The following is an 18,560-nucleotide window of genomic DNA, read 5'->3' on the forward strand; positions in this document are numbered from 1 at the left end:
ATTGACAACAGTGGTAAAAAATAGTCCTGTATTTATATAAATATTTAACTCTTAACTAAAAGCTTGATTAACCTTTAACGGCTTACCTGCAACGTCAACATTATGAATAGGTAAATAAATATCAAATTGACTGCCTTGGCCAACTTTTGAGATGACATCAATATGACCCTGATGATCTTCAATAATCGATCTTACTATATGAAGTCCTAAGCCTGTCCCCTTACCTACTGGCTTAGTAGTAAAAAATGGATCAAAAATACTTTTCAAGTTCTCTTGAGCAATGCCAGAGCCATTGTCTTCAAAACGAATATTAATTTCTTGCTCAACAATACGTGACGAAATGCAAATACTGCCTTGAGTTTCAATGGCATGAGAAGCATTTACCAACATATTAATAAAAACCTGTAATAACTTTTGAGGAAAACCAATAACACTAGCATCTGCTGCTAAGCGTTTAGTTATTTCTACTTTATACTTCAGCTCATTAGCAACTAGAGTAAGGCTTTTTTCAATTAATACATCAATAGAAATTGCTTCGGGTAACTTATCGTCAATATGGGCATAATTACCTAAATCTTTGATAATTTTACTTACTCTTGCCGCCCCCTCTAAAGTTGAATTTATGAGCGGCTCAATATCATCAAGAATAAAAGATAAGTCTTCTTGTTGATAAAGCTCTTGTGCGCTACTTTTTTTATCAGGTCCTTGTCTTAACTCTATATCTGTTAATTTGATGTAAGCAAGTAACGGTTTAAAGTAATCATTTAGTACATCTAAATTACTACGGATATATCCTACAGGATTATTAATTTCATGAGCTATACCTGCGGACAATTGACCAATAGATGCAAGCTTTTCTGCATTTATTAATTGCTCATTTAATGAAGACAGTGCTTTTTGACTATGTTTCCTTTCATTAATATCATTTAGGGTAATTAAATAATTAACAGCCCCCATGATAATTATTTTCCGCCCAGAGAATTCAATATGCGGGTGTTCGAAGCTAGGAGCTAATAAAGATTCTTCCATATTTCTTAACACTATTTCACTATCAAAGTGACCATCTAAGGTTGCTAACGCCGGTACAAAGTGAGAAACCGGTTTTTCAATAATATTACTTTTTTCATTTAATAATAATTTTTCAGTTTCTATATTGCACTCTTTTATGACTCCTTGTTCATCGACAAGTAACACTGAACAAGGGATGGTATTCATGATGATATTGGCTTTATCATTTGCCTTAACAACATTACGCCGCTCTTGCTCCGCTCGATTCCTTTCAATGGTGATATGCTGAGTAAATTGTTGAATAGCGCTAGATAAGGTGATTACTTCAGTAGGTGCCCGGGTTTGCCTAAACTCAACGTCTGCGTCATTAGTTATCGGCTGCTGGGCTAAAGCAGTAATATTTTCAATAGGTTTTACTATATATTTGCTAAAACAACTTACTGTGAATGTGATAATAAACATATAAAGGGAAAACACAAATAAAGACAGCTTGGTGAAGTTTCCAGAGGCTAGTTCAGCCTGATTCTTTAAGAGATTATTTGCAGTCAAAACTTGTGTTGATAACTTTTCTAAATCGTTAACATACCTTGTCGTAATTCGGTCTGATTCAGCAACAGTAGTTTGCCAAAATTCATTTTCTTGCATTGCGATATCCGAAAATAAATTGACTATTTCATCATTTAATTCAATGCCGGTAATCAAACCTTGTACCAAATATTTATCATCACTCGTTGGCACTTTTATTTTAACTAAGGTAAGGGTTTTTTTAAGTTGCTGCGATTGTTCAGAAATACCTTTGGCTAAATACGTTTGTCTGCCTGAAAAAAGTAAGTCTTGTGTGGTTAACCAAAGCTGCGACATAGTAAATAAATGCTCAATGGTCTGAACCAATAAACGTGACTCATAATGTGCACGAGATACCTGCTCGACCTTTTGGTATTGATGCCATAAACTTGCAAAGATGATTACGCCAGAGAGTAGCGTTGATATTGCTAATAGCTGATTATAATTAGAAATCCTCATAATTGACTCGCCACTTTTTAGTACTTTGAATATGAATGCTATGCTATACCATAACTATAGCTCTTCTAATTCATCTCCCCATAACATTTCGGTTAATAACAAAGTTTTTAATGCACACCGTAAAACTACATTAGCCAGTTCAGGAGCCTGTTGTACTTTTTCCAGCACCTCTTTTTTTGCAGTAACACCATCATTACTTAATAGGCCCTTCAATTCTTGATAGTTTTTACCAATAAAAATATTTTTAAAGCCGATTTCTTGAGCTATTTTCTTTTTCGGGCTTCTACAGCGTTGAAAAGCAAAGTTAGTTATTTTTAAATCCTTATCAATTGCCCACACTATTTCAACCAAGCCCCAATCACTTTGCTCTGATCTAACATGGATATAACCTAGTGATTCTTTGCCTAACATAGCGATATACAAAGTATGTTGACCTAGCTCACTAAAATGTAGATCGTTACTTGGTAATGCAATTTGCACCTGAGCACGGGTGTTATCATTTACCGTTTTAACAATAGATAGCTGATTAGTTTTTTGCGGGTAAAGCTGGCTGATTTGTGCAACTGGGTCACGTAATGAGCAATATGCAATTGCGTTAACATTACCAGACGGTAATATCAGCATAAGTAAAACCAGTATTAATAAAGTCTTTGATAACAATGTTAAGAGAATTTTCATATCAGTACCTATACCTTACTTGTACTCTAGCCAATTGCTGTTTTTTTCCACTTGCCGGGTTATTTATTTGTTGTCCCCCTGACATGCTTAGCTCTAACTGAGTATTAAATTGATAACTAAAGCCAATATTGACTAGTTTATCTGCACTATTTTGAGACTCCCTATCTCTAATAATAAGCTGGCTATATAACTTTAACTGTTCATTAATGGCGGTTTTATTTAGCTCTATTAAACCGTATTTTTCTTTTTGCCAACTCTGATTTTGCTTATCATCTTCACCTAGCGCTAACTCCCCTAATAGTCCCCACGTGGTCCAATAATATTGCCAATCAAGCGCTAGTCTTTTTCGGGAATACCCATCAATTTCCCCATCAAAAATGGATAGGCCAATGACAAAATCTAAGTGACTTAATGAACCAACTCGGCCAGTAATTGCATAAGAGCCATCAACCGATTTGGCTTTGTCTTTACCACCAAGGGTATAACTAACATTATATTCTATTTTGTTTATTACTTTATTAAGACTAAGCCCCCAATCTAACTTGCTTCCTAAATTTTTTCCAAGGTAATAATCAAGTAAACGGCCATTGGTATCAATACTCTCCTCTAGTCCAAAAGGCAGGGTAAAGTGACCCACTCGGATATTAGGCAGCCAATCTGGGCCGGCAGTATAATTGAGATGAGCTTCTCGAATAATAAACTCACTATCATCTTTATTGGTGAATAAAAATGGAACTGGCATGTGGTTTGATAACTTAGTCCAATACAGCTGGCCAACACCGTAACCTATATCACCGTTTGAATTGGTAAATACTTTATGAGTATCTAAGCCTAAGGCGTAAATACGACTGGTATTATCCAATGCTGCATTCTGATTCAAGCGAGCACTACCATCTAAGCTCCACCTGAAATTCTCAGTCAAATTGGCATAACAAGGCATAGATATAACCGCAAAAAAAAGTAGTAAAAAGGTAATTAACAAATTGAAAATTAAAGATTTCATTATTTCCTCACTATAAAATAAGCTTTAAAATTAATGTTTATAAATGAGTAATTACAATTTTACTGCCAATCTATTAAGCACTACCTCTCCAGTACAAACTGAAGCAGCTAAGGAGTACTCAGCATTAATAATCAAATCATCAGTAAGAGTGTCTTCTAAGTTAGCAATCCCCAGATTAGGGCGTAAAAAATTAGGACTATTTTGAGCTAACCAGATAATTCGTTTAGCAAGTAAAACGGCATCGTCAGCGCAGGTTTCAATAAGTAAAATAGCAAAGGTATTATCTCCCCACTTTATTAAGGGATCTGATGCTCGACGTTTTAATAATTTTATCACTGCCAAGTCACGGTTTTTAGTCGATTTTTTGGTATCTATTGCATCTATTTTTACTAACAGTAAACTTAAAGAGTGTTGATAACGTTTAGCGCGTGCTACTTCATAACTTAACCAACTTTCTACAAAATAATTTTTAGATAAGACGCCATCGCTTTCAGCGTAAGAGACTCTACCCATTGCGCCTTGTTTGAATAAACCTCTTTCGATACGAATGAGCAAGGTTTTTATATCAAAGGGCTTTATGATGTAATCATCCGCGCCAGAGAGCAAACCTGCACTTTCCTCTGTTATTTCACAAGTCAGCATAATGATCATAGTCGCGGCAAACTTACTATCACGCCTTAAAATACTACAAGCTTTTAAACCATCCATAACCGGCATACGAATATCCATAAGAATTAAATCAGGCGGGAAATTATTCGCTAAAGCAATAGCTTCTGCACCGTTGCCAGCTTCGGTAATAGATACACGTTTGCTACCTTTATTAAATTGGCGATGAATACCTCTTTTTAATGTTTGTCTAACACCTTCTTCATCATCAACTATGAGGACACTTTTTTCTTTTAACATATTTTCCCCTTATCCTGAAAATATAAAATATAAAAAATAACAAATAACAAATAGAATTTAATTATCTAACTTTAAAAGCGAATAAACGCTGACTGATAGTTGAATTGCAATTGATATACCAAGACATAAAAAAATGATAAAACAGACTTATAAGTCACTATTTACATAGGTTGTAGCAAGAGAAGTTATTTTAGTTAATGTGATATATAAACAGTTACGATATTATTAATTTGAAAATAATTTGCACTATGCAACGCAGAATAATAGTCGTAAATCTAGCAGTTTTTACATCCATGGACATTAGTCCGAAGTATTGTTGACTGCTTGAAATGGGTGTCTAAAGATTTGATAGGCATAAAGAAGCCAGCGTCAAGCTGGCTCTAAGGCAGATTTTGAAAAAAATGGGGGACTAAATTCTTACACCTTCAATATGTAATGCCATTTCAACATGTGTTGACGCTGGCCCTAAATTGTAAGTAATACCATAATCAGCTAATTTCAAGCTGGTGGTTCCAGAAAAACCCGAGCGATAACCGCCCCAAGGGTCTTGCCCTTCACCAATTTTCACTACTGGAAACGAGATGGTATTAGTAACACCTTTTAAAGTAAAGTCGCCAGTAACAACCGCATTTTCATCATCGCTGAATTTAATGCTATTACTGGTAAACGTTGCCTTTGGAAAGCTATTAACATTTAAGAAGTCTTTACCTTTAAGGTGTTTATCACGCTCTGCATGATTTGAATCGATACTTTTAGTATCAATTTCAATATTAATTTTTGCATTATTTGGTGCTTTCTCATCATAGGAGAAACTACCATCAAAAGTATTAAAACGGCCTATTAACCAGCTGTAACCTAAATGCTTAATCTTAAACTGAACAAAGGCATGTGCACCTTCAACATCTACTTTATAATCTGCTGCTTGCACGGTGCTCGCTGATAATGTCGCTAATATTGAACTGGCTAATAAACTGCTAGTAAGTACGGTTGTTAATAGTGTTTTTTTCATCTGATATTCCTTTTCTATTTCAAATACATTTATTTGTAGTGAATTAATTGATCTGGTTAATTACTTTCTTGGTAATACTTTTAGCATTCTCACTAAGGTATTATTTTTATTAATAAAGTGGTGTTTAAGTGCCGCAAGCGCATGTCCGGCGCTAAGTAACACTAAAGTCCATGCTAAAATCTCATGAATATTGCCTGCGATATCTTCTTGGTTATTGATACTTATTGGCAATGCCGGTATCGATAGTAAGCCAAAAATATCTATTGCTCGGCCATCGGCAGTAGATATCAAATAGCCACTTATCATCAAAATAGCCATCAAGGCATAAAGTGCAACATGGGCATAATGCGCCGATTTCACTTCGAGTTTACTTGCGCTTTGATCCACATTTTTAGGCGTTACATTAACAACGCGCCAAAAGACTCTTAACATTAAAGCCACAAATAACGTCATACCAATATTTTTATGTAAATCTAACGAGCCTTTATACCAAGCATCGTAATAAGTAAGCTCTACCATATAGAGACCTAAGCCAAACAAAGAAAAAATAGCGACGGCCATCAGCCAGTGAAAAATTATCGCGATTAGACCATAACTGCTTTCGGTGTTTTTAAATATGTTGTTGCTCATATGACTATCTCTTTCACTCTTCATTTCATTATTATTTAGCTATCTACTTTTTATACCTATTTTACTATCTACTAGGTATCTACCTTGGTACGGCCAGAGTGAATACCAATAACTAACAACATCCTAATCAAGTAATAACGCTACTATAACCAATGAAAATCTATTAAAAAACATCAATAAATGCGAAACTGTTGTGCAAATATGCACAACTAATTACAATTTATGTAATTAAGTAATGAGATGAACGATGAAAGATACTTCTTGGGATGATTATAAAATAGCGTATCAAGTTGCTATAGATGGCAGCTTAAGTAAAGCTGGTATTTCATTGAGAATAAATCATGCCACCGTATTAAGACGGATAAATCAATTAGAGCAGTCACTTGAAGTAAAGCTATTTATTCGTCACCAGCGCGGTTATAAACTTACCGATGCAGGTTTTCTACTTATGGATGAAATGCCTGAAATATTGGCAAAATTTTCTAGCTTGGAAAATAAACTACAAAATGTAGAGGGTGATATTAGCGGCGAGCTTAGGATCACTACGGTGAGTTCATTCTCTCCAGTGATTACTCCGATATTAAAAGCATTTAGAGATGAATACCCAAAAATTCGCCTCAAGCTTATTTCTACCGATGATATTGTGCCGCTCGACTCTGGTGCTGCACATGTATCTTTACGAGCAGGCCCTAGCCCTGCGGGAGTAGATCTGATCGTTAAAAAGCTAACCCGATTAACAACGTCTTATTATGCAACACAAAAATATGTCGATAAATACGGAAAACCCAATTCTCCTGAGCAGTTTAATGAGCATATTTGGGCGCTACCGACTCCAGATAAGTATCGTATCCCGTTTGTCAGTTATGTGGTTGATAAAATTGATAAGGATAGAATAGCTTTTCAAAGTAACCACTTCCCGGATATTCATGAAGCCGTTATTGCTGGTATGGGCATTGGCCCATTAGGTGAACACCAAGTTGAAATGAATCCGACAATGGTAAAAATGGATTTTGACATTCCTAATAAAGATGAATCAATTTGGTTCGTTTATCATAAAGATTTACAAAATAGTGTCCGTATTCAGTGCTTTTATCTGTTTTTAACACAAGCTATTGGCCAATAACTTGTATGAAATAGCTTGTGTTAAATAACCTGAGCTCTGGATAATGAGTATTTGGTGTTAAGTAAAAACAATACTTAGGTTGCTAACAATAAAATTGACAAGGTTAAGTAGCGATAAATCCTATCAATGTTTCAATTTATTTGATTATCAAGGCAAAATATTTATGAATGACGGAGTATTTATCGGCGTTTTAACACTGAGAATCGGATGAAAAGGAACCTTGAGTAAGTGCTGCTTTTCCAGAGTTAAGGTTAAATGGCTTGCTTTAAAAAACTAAGCAACCAAGCCATCACTAGTTTCCCATCTGCTGACTGTACCAGTGATTTAAGTCCCTGATTATAGTTTTCCTCACTAATAATAGCTTTTCGACTTTGCATAATAGCCTTAGCATAATCGCAACTAAACTCTGGATGGCCTTGTAAACCAACAAAGTGTTTACCCACCTGTATCATGGCATAAGGACAAAAATCATTGCCCATTAATACTTCTGCCTGTGGCGGCAATTGGTAGATTTGTTCTTGATGACTTACCACAAGTTTAATTGTTTTTTTTGCAGGATCCATCCAAGCTTCTTGACTGTGTATTTTTGTTGTCGCAACGCCAACGCCCCAACCTTTATCAGAGCGAGCAACTTTTCCACCTAAGGTTTTAGCAATCAATTGGTGACCAAAGCATATTCCTACAAAAGATTTTTTGGCCAAAAACAATTGCCAAACAAAACGCTCTAAGGCATTAATCCAAGGTAAATCATCATTAACACTGGCTTTGCTGCCACTTGTCATATATGCATCACACACATCAATATCTTCAGGGAAAACACCATCAACCACACAATAATAATATAGCTCTATGGTGCTATCACATTGAGATAATAGCTGTGCAAACATCTCTTGATAGTCGGCAAATTCTTCTTGCAGTGCAGGCTGAACATGGTCACAAAGTAAAATACCTAATTTCATAATAACCACTCCTCAATTTCAAAGACTTATCAGCAAACACTTAGTACTCACCGTGTACTGCCCTTTTGAAAATATCACTATACTGCTGAGCACTAAATTTTATTGGATTTCCAGCCGAACTTGCATCATTAAACGCCATCAAACCGATATCATCTGCTCTACTGGTATTTATTGCAATTTCTTGTAAGGAGTTGGGTATAGCTAATTGATCCCGCAAAGCTAAAACCCAGTTAAAAAAACCAGCAAAGCTTTCTTGCTCTAGGGCCAAATAACGACTTAACCGTGATATTTTTTGGGTGACGGCCTGTTCGTTGGCTTTGAGTACATAAGGCATCAAAATGGCATTAAGTAAGCCATGATGACTATCATAGAGTGCGCCAAGTGGATGAGCAAGCGCATGCATACCGCCGAGACCACGCTGAAAAGCCGTAGCCCCCATAGTAGCAGCCGCCATGACTTGAGCTCGCGCTTCAATATCTTTGCCATTAGCGGTTGCTCTAGGTAAAAAGTCTTTTATAAGCCTAATCGCCTCAATGGCAATGCCAGCAGCCATAGGGTGAAACGCAGGCGCACAATAAGCTTCAAGAGCATGCGATAAAGCGTCCATACCCGTTGCTGCAGTTAACATAGCCGGCAAACCAACGGTAAGTTGCGCATCTAATATGACTATTTCAGGCAACATTTTCGGATGGAAAATAATGCGTTTAAGATGATTACCTTTATTGCTTTCATCAGTAATAACTGATGCTCTCCCTACTTCAGAGCCTGTTCCTGAAGTGGTGGGAACGGCAATAACTTTAGCCATTTTAGCTGTATTGACTCTTTTAAAATTATCGCCTTTATCTTCAAAGTCCCATAATGGTTTGTTTTGACCGACCATTAAGGCAATTGCTTTACCAGCATCAAGTGCTGAGCCACCGCCAAAAGCGATTACCCCGTCGTGTTTGCCTTGCTTATATGCCGCAACCCCATCTTTAATATTTTGCCCATTAGGGTTAGCTTTAATACTAGAAAAGACTTTTACTGCCATTTTCTGTTCAATGAGGTGGGAAACAGCACTTTTTAGCATCGGCATATCAGCTAGGGCGGGGTCAGTGATAACTAATGGGGCATTTATACAGAGCTCTTGACAAGCTAAGGCCAGTTCCTTAATACGGCCAATACCGGCTCGAATCGAGGTAGGATAATGCCAGTTGCCATAAAAGTCATTTTCCAAAGAGTGGCTTTTCTGATACTGATTGTTATTCACTGACATTATCCTTTAGTTAATTTTCAGCTTTGCACTAGTTACTTTTTAGGTCTTGGGTACTAGGTGTTAGATGCTAAGTCTTGCTCAATTTAATATGAAATGACTTTGCCCGAGTTAACGCGGCATAACCTAGGCTAGATAAAGTACAACCGCTCCCTGAATTTTTAACCCCCCCCCAAGGTAAGGCGGGGTCTAGATAGTCACAGCGATTAATAAAGAAAGTCCCTACGGCCAATTGCTCTCCCAGTGTTATGCCCTGCTTGATATTGCGGGTAAAAACGGCTGCGGTTAAACCAAAATCTGAATCATTCATTAAGCTAACCGCCTCTTCATCATTACTAACTTTCATAATGCCGACAACAGGGCCAAAGCTTTCATCAAACATCACTGACATACTATGATCAACCTTGGTCAATACTTGTGGTGCCAGGTAAGCACTACCGGGCTTATCTAATGGGAAGTCACGCCTATCAATATGCGCTTTCGCGCCAGCAGCAATGGCCTGTGTTATTTGCTGACGAACAAAATCAGCATTCTCAGCTTTAACCAGAGGCCCAAGTGTTGTTTCAACCTCATCTGGCCGTCCTAATTTATAGTCATTCACCAATGCCACTACCTGGCTAACAAATTTTTCATAAATATCACTGTGTACATAAATACGTTCAATGCCACAACAAGACTGACCCGAATTAAAAAATCCACCATCAGCACAAACGACTGCCGCCTCAGCAATATTGGCATCCGCACGAACATAAGCAGCATCTTTGCCACCTAATTCTAAGCCGACACCAATAAAACGGCCGCTAGCAGCGCGTTCAAGCATTTCACCGCCAGCAACAGAGCCGGTAAAAGCGACATAATTAATGACCGGCTGCTTAATAAGTTTTTCAGTATCTGCATGGCTAAGGTATAAATGTTGAAAGATACCTGCTGGCAAGCCTGCCTTAGCAAAAGCTAAGGCAAACTGCTCACCGCATAACGGTGTTTGCGCAGAGTGTTTTAACAACACGCTATTGCCTGACATAATTGCTGGTATTATGGAATTAATTGCGGTTAAGTAAGGGTAATTCCACGGCGCAATAATAAAAACAACACCTAAGGGTTCACGTTTAATGTAACGAATAAAGCCTGGTTTATCGGCTAGCTCAATATCCTTGAGCGCATTTGTCGCCTCGGTAATCATAAAGCGCGCCCGATCCGCCATACCGTTAACTTCGCCCTTGCCATACCGAATGGGCCGGCCCATCATCCAGCATAACTGCTCAGCAATTTCATCCGCTTTACTCAGTAAAATATCAACCATGGCATGACAACAAGCAGCCCGTTGCTGCAATGAGCTTGTTCGCCATTGCGCTTGTGCACTATTGGCAAGTTTTAGTGCTTGCTTTATTTGTGTTTGACTAGCCAGTTCACGCTCAACATAAATACTGTTATCAATAGGTGAACGTGTGGTTTGAATATTACTCATAACTTCCTTACCTATAAGCTAACTTAACAATGATCGCTTGGACTTATATAATTTCGAAGTAGCGACTCAGTTCCCAATCAGAAACATGTTTACGATACTCTCGCTCTTCCCATTCCCTACTGGCGCTAAAGTGTTCAACAAAGTTTTGACCAAACATTTCAATAGCAGCTTTCGACTGCTTAAACTGAGTTGCGGCTTCAAATAAAGTACTCGGCAATGCTAATTCCGCGGGGTGACTTTGTTGATAAGCATTTCCTTTAATTTGCGGTAATGGTTCAAGCTTTTCTTCAATGCCAATTAACCCTGAGGCAATAACCGCCGCTAACGCTAAATAGGGGTTAGCGTCCGCAGCGCCAAGTCGATATTCAATACGTTGTGACTTTTCCGTACCCGGAATTACCCGCAATGCGGTAGTACGATTTTCTACCCCCCAAGTGGCATCAAGTGGTGCCCATAGGCCAGGTACCATACGACTATAACTATTAACAGTTGGCGCAATCATAGCGATAAACTCAGGCATAAACCGTTGTTGTCCTGCAAGGAAGTGACGCTGAATGTCACTCATGCCATGCTCATTACCTTGTTGGTAAAAAGCTGACTTACCTTGAGCATCTTTTAATGAAATGTGAATATGACCACTCTGCCCAGGCCAGTCAGGCGACCACTTAGCCATAAACGTCGCCATTAAATTATTTCGCTGTGCCCAAACTTTAATAAATGTTTTGAACAGCGCGGCTTTATCTCCCGCATTTAACGCTTGGTCATGAGCAATTGCGGCCTCTAATACACCAGGCCCCGTTTCGGTATGTAAACCTTCAAGAGGAAAGTCCATTTGCTCACCAAGGTCCAAAATTTGATGATGTAAGTCTGCATGTACTGAGTTGCGAATCATCGAATAACCAAAAAAATCAGGGGTAAGTGGTGTTAGATTTTGGTAATTTTTTGCGCGAACAGACTCTGGCGTTTCATTAAAAATAAAAAACTCATACTCAAGAGCCGCAATCACTTCAAAGCCTTGGGACTTTGCCCGTTCAAGCACACGTTTTAAGGTATTACGAGGACAAATAGGCTCTGCATTATCGCTAAATTCAGCAATAAACAACAGCATATCGCCTTCATAAGGTAACGCTCGACAAGTTTGTGGCAAAATGCGCACAGGGGCATCAGGGTAACCAGTGTGCCAACCAGTATATTTGCCATTATCATAAAGCTGATCTTTACAATCCCAGCCCAGCACAACATCACAAAATGCAAAGCCTGAAGCTAAAGCAGAAAAAAACTTTTCTTTACTCATGTACTTGCCACGCATAATGCCATCAATATCAAACAGGCCGACTTTCACATGACTGAGCCCTCTTTCTTCGACAATAAGTTTGGCATCCGCAATGGTTCTTACATCTCTTGGCATTAACATGCACTTTCCTCTTTAACTGTATTACGCTGTATTCAATTAGTTATTAAATTATCTAGAAGTTATCTAGAATATTGATAACTAGAAAGATTAATCAGTAAGTCTCGTTAAAAGTAATAAGAATTTCACTTACCTTTAGAGTAAAGCTCAACAGGATGTATTTTTCAAAATAACTCTGCATTCATTAACTGGAACAGTAAAAATCAAGCGTAAAAAAGCCAGTCGACAGACTGGCTTTACCTAGAAGGGTTTAACAACACTAATGAATATAGTCAAACACTTACGGTGAACCTCACTTTACTGGATAGTGCTGAGCCGTTTTAATAAACTGGCTTGCCAATAAGGAAAGTACCGCAAATCCTGCGCCGGCATAAAAGACTAACGAGTGATCATAAAGCCAAATTAAACCAAAAGTCGCTGGAATTACCACAGCGGCAATATGGTTTATACTAAAACTAACACCTGCACTTGAGGCTATGTCTTTTGGATCCGCTATTTTCTGAAAATAGGTTTTCAACGCTATGGCCATAGCAAAAAACAAATGGTCAATCACATAAAGCACCGCAGCGATATTGGCTGATTCTACTAGCGCATAACCAACAAAGACTGTAATTAAACCTAAATACTCTAACGTTAATGCTTTACGCTCACCCACTTTTGCAATCCAAGCGCCAATCTTTGGTGCCAAAAAAAAGTTAATAACATGATTAATCATGTATAACAGAGTGATTTGTTGAACACTGTAGCCAAATTTTTCCACCATAAGAAAACCCGCAAAAACCACAAATATCTGTCTGCGCGCGCCGGCTAAAAAAGTTAATAAATAATAAAGGCTATAACGCTTTCTTAAAATAATTTTTTTATGCTGGGCATGTTCCATAGTGAATTTAGGCATAACAAACGCCAGCCAAAGGGTTAGTAGTAAACCACTTAAACCAAAAAACAAATACATCACTTGGTAGCTGGCAGAAAACACGCTAAAACCTAACCAAATCAAACCATAACAAGTTAGTGATGCCGCAGATTTTATTGACATTAACTTGCCAAGCTTTGTCGGCGCCTCATCTTTGCTAAACCATTGCAGGCTTAAGGAGGTATTCAAGGTTTCATAATAGTGAAAGCCAATAGACATCAATACTGTTGTCGCATAAAGGCCGTAAATACTAGGGAACAGCCCGGTAATGGCAACACCAATCGATAACACACATAATGAAATTAAGGCAAAGACTTGCTCGGTAAATACCAATAAAACAAACACTGCGGTAAAGGCTAAGAAACCAGGGATCTCTCGTAAAGATTGCAACATACCTATTTCAGCACCAGTAAAAGCGGCTTGCTCAAAAACAAAGTTATTAAGCATCGCCATCCAACCGGCAAACGTAACGGACATAACAATGCTAGCAATAGCTAAAAAAACAAAGGGACTTTGCCATTTGGTTTCCTGAGCAACTATGCTTTGGCTTACTTGTTCCGATTGTCTATCTTTGGCTAATTCTTCCATAATGTTCCCTGATATATAACTATTACCTAAATATATTAATTAACGACACTAATTAACTAACATGTCACAAACGCTTTACAAAAGTTCAGCTTGTGCCGCTTGAATGACCATTATATGATGATTTCAACCTGACCAATAGCGACAATTATGACACTTAGTTTATCAATTCAGACAAAATCAAGCTGGCATCAACAAAGCCCCAGTCGGCTTTACCCAAGTTTACCTCGAGCGGTAATACCTACGTCTGCAGAATTTAAGCCCATGACTCAGATTGTTAGCCATTCACATCCATGGTCGCAGCTCTCTTATTCTTGTATTGGCGTGATGCATATTGAAACCGATACAGGTATTTTTGTTATACCACCTGAGCAAGCATTATGGTTACCTGCTGGCATGGCACATCAGCACTTTTGTAAAAACAGAGTAAGCTACCGTAGCTTATATATAGACCCTGTTTTGAGTGAGATGCTTGGTAATAAAGTTCGGCCGCTAACGGTTGACCCTTTATTAAAATCGTTGATTTTGGAGATCTCAAGTTGGCCTGAGGATTATCAAGAAACCGAACAAAGCCAGCGCTTTATTCTCGTTTTATTAGACCGCCTAGCCATGGCAAAAAGTAACCAGCTATTTATGCCAACCATTCAAGATAAAAGACTATTACCGATAATTGAAACGTTAAACCAAGAGCCAGCAAATAAATTTACCGTAGAGCAATGGGCATTTAAGGTAGGCGCATCAAGTCGTACCCTTAATCGGTTATTTAACCAAAATTACGGCATGGGTTTTAGCCGCTGGAAACAAAAACTAAGAATATTAAAGTCATTAGAGTTACTTAATAGCAATATGCCACTGGTAGATATTGCCTTTGAGTTAGGTTATGAATCCACATCAGCATTTATAACAGCCTTTAAAAAGCACTTAGGTTGTTCTCCTAAAAAGTATCTCAGCCAGTAATTAACCTGAACTCTGGATAAGAAGAATTTTCTCAATATTCCCTTTAAATCCAATTCTCAGCGTTAAAACGTCGATAAATAACCCGTTATTCATAAACGTTTTGCCTTGATAATCGAATAAATTGAAACATTGATAGCGATTATCGCTATTTAATCCGGTAAATTATATTTTTAATAACCGTAAATTGCTGTTTTGACTTAAACATCAAGCATTCATTATCCAAAGTTCAGAGTAGTTTGTGATAGTTTGGTTTCTCATTTTGTTAATCATGAAAAAACCTTTAGTGAAATTTTAGCGTTTATTCATCAGTGCAGCGGCGATCAAAACATCACTCTTGAAGAAGTAGTAGCTAAGTCTGAAATGGAACATGGTTTTAGAAACATTGCTTTAGCCAACTTAATGAAAAGTTTTGATAACTTTGACAATGATGTCATCGAGGTATTACAAACCTACTTTAAGCATTGCTCTAAGCACTGCTCCATTGTGATGAATGCCCAGCAGTTATCGCGCTCTATGTTGTATCTAGCAAATGATGGCACAGATCCTATATCAAACAAGCAGCTGATTAACTCAACACAAGCAAAACGTATTAATTCATTAATGTTAACCTGTGGTCATTATGATGCCTCAGGGGATTTTGATTTTCGTGTTGGCCTACCCGGTAAAAGTGGTGTCGGCGGCGGTATAGTGGCAGTTGTGCCAGGGAAAATGGCTATTGCAGTATATTCTCCAGCAATAAATGAATCAGGTAATTCATTAGTGGGGACAAAAGCGCTAGAGCTTTTTACTACCAAAACTGGACTCTCTATTTTTTAAATGCCCCTTAAAAATAACAGCTACATCCTATAAATGACATTAGACTTAATTCACTTGGGTGAATGTATTAAAATAAATGTCACCGCCATAAATAATAAGCTCTACCTCTGACAATAAGGTTTAGAGGCTCTGCACAAGACTACACCACATAACAGACTTAATAGAATCAAATGAAAGAGTAAGAGAGTCCGTCAAGGGTGAAGTTATAATACTATCTTCTTGAACAATATGTGAATCCAATTCCCATGCTCTCGTAAAAACGGTTTTTGAATATTATTGATATAAAAAGCCAGCCTTGTCGAAACCTTTTGTAGAAAACTTCTCTCAAATGGCGGAGGGAGCATTCGATTGTTACAATGTATACATGGCTCTTCTTGATTATAAGTGCCGTATGGATTGCCGGCAAAATCCATTAAAGCCGAAGATACTATGTTTGTATGAGTAACCGATTTACCAATAAATGACACTTCGCAGATATTAAACTTAGGAAATAGTTTAGCCAGGCGGTTTTCATCAAAACTATTCACATGCCCCCACGGGGGGTTCTTTTTTCCACAGGTGTAGCACGTTGTACGACCAACCCTGATATCCTGTTTATAAGGTACTCCTATAAGTAAATACTCTTTAGATACACGGCTTATTTCAGAACATGCTTTGTAAAGTAATGGAACAGGTATATGTTCTAGTACCTCAGCACAAAAGACTAAGTCATTTGAATTATCAAAGAAGCCTAAATTAGTAACATCACCTTGAACACACATAATATTTGGGTGATGCATGGTTGGTTTTTCTAAATCTAACGCAATAACGTTTTTATATTTTTCAGTTAGCAATTTGGAAAAGTGACCGTCTCTAGCTCCAATATCAAGTGCGGTATTACCTCTCCCTGTAATAAGGCGCATCAAATCTTCCGTACGTATTTTCTCAGAGTCACTTTCTCTGTATTTCGTTAGGTCCATTTGAAACACCATAGTAAGAGGCATAACCATATATTATGGATACGTCTCAGTAATACACCAACATAAAAAGTAAATTAACAACTATTTTTGGACTCTGCGATAAAGCCCTCTACTGGGTGACGTGTAATACTGAGACGCCTCAGTTGCATGATCGAAATGATTTATTAGAAATATGTATAAAAAATATTATGGCTAAATAAGCAACATTAAAATCTTAATAGACTTAGTTTTGTATATAGCTTTACTTGATACTTTCAAAATAATGCTATTCCTATATACAGTCTAATTAATATGTACTCGTCCTTGAGCCTTAAAGGGAAATAATAGTTAATTACTCATCTATTGCTGGTCGATAACTTACCAGAACAAATAAAGGCTATTGCTATTAATCAAGATTTCTTCTGCTTATCTATGTGTTTTATTAACCTCTTAAACTCATCTAGCTTTTATGTAAAATCCTTGTTTGTACTTAAATTTACATAGGTATTACATTATGAAACTACCTTTTCAGTTGTTAAACGCTTTCCTATTAGCACTTGCTTTAACTGCTTGTGGGGAATTTTAACGATATTAACTTATCGACTGATGGTTCCATCTATATGGTCGATGATGATATTAACGGCTTTTGGTATATAAACCCTGTCACCAATGAGCGGGTGATCTTAAATTAAAATATCCGTAGAGAAAGGGCACGCTATTCACAATTTAGGATGGTGCACGGTTCTAGCTATTGCATGTAGCCTATCTACCTTTGTGCCCCAAACCACCATGGAATCATTAAATTTATCTCCACTGTATGATCGGAAAGTTGCCCATAAAATCCAAGAAGTATCTATGTCTCGAATGGGCACCAAGAAGCCCTTAACAAAAGGACTAATTAATTTGGAATTCACTAGCTTTTTGAAATAAGATGTTAAGGGCGGTAAGTACCACTTTGTTGACCTTAGCAGCAGTAGTAGAAAACTGAGTCTTTCATGGTTGTTTTTTGCTCTATAGTTGACATAAATCACACTCGTCGAATAACGCAGCTTTATGAACAATAGAAGCATTTACCTAATTGGCAAATGCTTCTTGATGATTATTGATGATATAGTGTTACATGGGGTTATTCTGGCATACCATCGTCGACAATTAATTGATAGTAAATCTGTAGAATTAAGGTTGTTTATTGTAGCGACGTGATGCTAAACCGAGAATGCCTAATGCAAAGATGGCGAGGGTTGATGGTTCAGGCACTTGAGTTCCGCTTGTGTTGATTGTCCATGATGTGCCTAGACCATGATATGCTGCCGAGACTTGTGTATGTTGCGATACATCCATCCTAATTCCTGTAACCATTGTGCCTGTAAATATAACTGGACTGGCATACAGAGATAGTATGGATATATTAACATTGTTACTTATTGCTGAAGAGAATATATTCATCCAACCACTAGTCGTTAATATCTCGATAACAGCCGCTTGCGCTGAACCATGATCGTGAAATAATGCACCGCTACTAAAATTAGCCAACGTTATAGTGTCAACATACTCTGAAGCAAATAAAAACTCAATACGATCAAAATTAGAGGAACTCGCTGCGTTGGAGGGGTAATATATTGCCGACCCGGATGTCCCAAGTATTAAAGTAGCATTAGCTAAGCAACTTACAGACAGCGTAAAACCAATAAAAGCCGCTTTTAACATTTTGATATTCATTTTAAATTCCTTATTATCCCTGTCCAAACTGCGGAGTGGATATGAGTTAGAGTAGAAAATAGTATCGGTTAAAAATAAAGCATAAAATATACCACGCTATTAAAATCCTTTTTTTTCAGTGATGTAGTAATGACCGATAAATCATCAAACTCAAAAGTGTAAAAT

General features: G+C 37.5%; 16 protein-coding genes. 3 read left to right on the forward strand and 13 right to left on the reverse strand.

Translation table 11 applies throughout. From position 1 onward, the window contains the following. Positions 1 to 51: 51 nt before the first annotated feature. From GAB14E_RS23915 to GAB14E_RS17445, 6 genes are all read right to left on the reverse strand, one after another. Positions 52 to 2,031: a PAS domain-containing sensor histidine kinase gene (locus GAB14E_RS23915; protein ID WP_052093493.1), complete on the reverse strand. Its 1,980-nt coding sequence runs from the start codon at positions 2,029 to 2,031 to the stop codon at positions 52 to 54. A 54-nt stretch (positions 2,032 to 2,085) separates the two neighbouring features. Next, on the reverse strand, positions 2,086 to 2,709 hold the full coding sequence (locus GAB14E_RS17465; RefSeq protein WP_052093494.1) for a hypothetical protein: 624 nt from the start codon (positions 2,707 to 2,709) through the stop codon (positions 2,086 to 2,088). Between the two features lies 1 nt (position 2,710). Continuing rightward, positions 2,711 to 3,712, reverse strand: a complete 1,002-nt coding sequence (locus tag GAB14E_RS17460; RefSeq protein ID WP_033081159.1) for a hypothetical protein — start codon at positions 3,710 to 3,712, stop codon at positions 2,711 to 2,713. 51 nt (positions 3,713 to 3,763) lie between these two features. Beyond that, positions 3,764 to 4,618, reverse strand: coding sequence for a response regulator (locus GAB14E_RS17455; protein WP_033081160.1), 855 nt, complete (start codon positions 4,616 to 4,618; stop codon positions 3,764 to 3,766). Between the two features lie 409 nt (positions 4,619 to 5,027). After that, positions 5,028 to 5,627 carry a YceI family protein gene (locus GAB14E_RS17450; protein WP_033081161.1) on the reverse strand — a complete coding sequence of 200 codons (600 nt, stop codon included), beginning with the start codon at positions 5,625 to 5,627 and terminating at the stop codon, positions 5,028 to 5,030. A gap of 60 nt (positions 5,628 to 5,687) precedes the next feature. Then, positions 5,688 to 6,257 (reverse strand): cytochrome b, encoded by a 570-nt coding sequence (locus GAB14E_RS17445; protein ID WP_231561989.1) that lies wholly within the window; start codon positions 6,255 to 6,257, stop codon positions 5,688 to 5,690. Positions 6,258 to 6,504: 247 nt separating this feature from the next. Between GAB14E_RS17445 and GAB14E_RS17440 the strand changes: the two genes are divergently transcribed. After that, positions 6,505 to 7,380, forward strand: coding sequence for a LysR family transcriptional regulator (locus GAB14E_RS17440; protein ID WP_033081162.1), 876 nt, complete (start codon positions 6,505 to 6,507; stop codon positions 7,378 to 7,380). Between the two features lie 251 nt (positions 7,381 to 7,631). Here the strand turns inward: GAB14E_RS17440 and GAB14E_RS17435 are convergent, their stop codons facing one another. The 5 genes from GAB14E_RS17435 to GAB14E_RS17415 all read right to left on the reverse strand — a co-directional run bounded on the left by GAB14E_RS17435 (position 7,632) and on the right by GAB14E_RS17415 (position 13,968). Next, the gene (locus tag GAB14E_RS17435) at positions 7,632 to 8,339 is read right to left on the reverse strand and encodes a glutamine amidotransferase-related protein (RefSeq protein ID WP_033081163.1); all 708 of its coding nucleotides are present in this window, start codon (positions 8,337 to 8,339) and stop codon (positions 7,632 to 7,634) included. 40 nt (positions 8,340 to 8,379) lie between these two features. Beyond that, positions 8,380 to 9,588 carry an iron-containing alcohol dehydrogenase gene (locus tag GAB14E_RS17430; RefSeq protein ID WP_231561990.1) on the reverse strand — a complete coding sequence of 403 codons (1,209 nt, stop codon included), beginning with the start codon at positions 9,586 to 9,588 and terminating at the stop codon, positions 8,380 to 8,382. Between the two features lie 73 nt (positions 9,589 to 9,661). Next, on the reverse strand, positions 9,662 to 11,056 hold the full coding sequence (locus GAB14E_RS17425) for an aldehyde dehydrogenase family protein (protein ID WP_033081164.1): 1,395 nt from the start codon (positions 11,054 to 11,056) through the stop codon (positions 9,662 to 9,664). 43 nt (positions 11,057 to 11,099) lie between these two features. Further along, on the reverse strand, positions 11,100 to 12,470 hold the full coding sequence (locus GAB14E_RS17420; RefSeq protein WP_033081165.1) for a glutamine synthetase family protein: 1,371 nt from the start codon (positions 12,468 to 12,470) through the stop codon (positions 11,100 to 11,102). Positions 12,471 to 12,759: 289 nt separating this feature from the next. Continuing rightward, positions 12,760 to 13,968 carry an MFS transporter gene (locus GAB14E_RS17415; RefSeq protein WP_081967722.1) on the reverse strand — a complete coding sequence of 403 codons (1,209 nt, stop codon included), beginning with the start codon at positions 13,966 to 13,968 and terminating at the stop codon, positions 12,760 to 12,762. Positions 13,969 to 14,115: 147 nt separating this feature from the next. Here GAB14E_RS17415 and GAB14E_RS17410 point away from each other — a divergent pair, with 147 nt between their 5' ends. Both GAB14E_RS17410 and GAB14E_RS17405 read left to right on the forward strand, forming a co-directional pair. Next, entirely contained in the window at positions 14,116 to 14,922 is an 807-nt protein-coding gene (locus GAB14E_RS17410) for an AraC family transcriptional regulator (protein WP_033081166.1), read from the forward strand. Positions 14,923 to 15,132: 210 nt separating this feature from the next. Then, positions 15,133 to 15,738, forward strand: coding sequence for a glutaminase (locus GAB14E_RS17405; RefSeq protein ID WP_414734057.1), 606 nt, complete (start codon positions 15,133 to 15,135; stop codon positions 15,736 to 15,738). A gap of 203 nt (positions 15,739 to 15,941) precedes the next feature. Here GAB14E_RS17405 and GAB14E_RS23920 read toward each other — a convergent pair whose 3' ends face one another. Further along, positions 15,942 to 16,697 carry a class I SAM-dependent methyltransferase gene (locus GAB14E_RS23920; protein ID WP_052093496.1) on the reverse strand — a complete coding sequence of 252 codons (756 nt, stop codon included), beginning with the start codon at positions 16,695 to 16,697 and terminating at the stop codon, positions 15,942 to 15,944. Between the two features lie 1,155 nt (positions 16,698 to 17,852). Beyond that, a complete protein-coding gene (locus tag GAB14E_RS25255; RefSeq protein WP_033081167.1) occupies positions 17,853 to 18,395 on the reverse strand; it encodes a PEP-CTERM sorting domain-containing protein in 543 nt (180 codons plus the stop codon). Positions 18,396 to 18,560: the final 165 nt, after the last annotated feature.

The organism is Colwellia psychrerythraea, assembly GCF_000764185.1.
GTDB lineage: Bacteria > Pseudomonadota > Gammaproteobacteria > Enterobacterales > Alteromonadaceae > Colwellia > Colwellia psychrerythraea_B.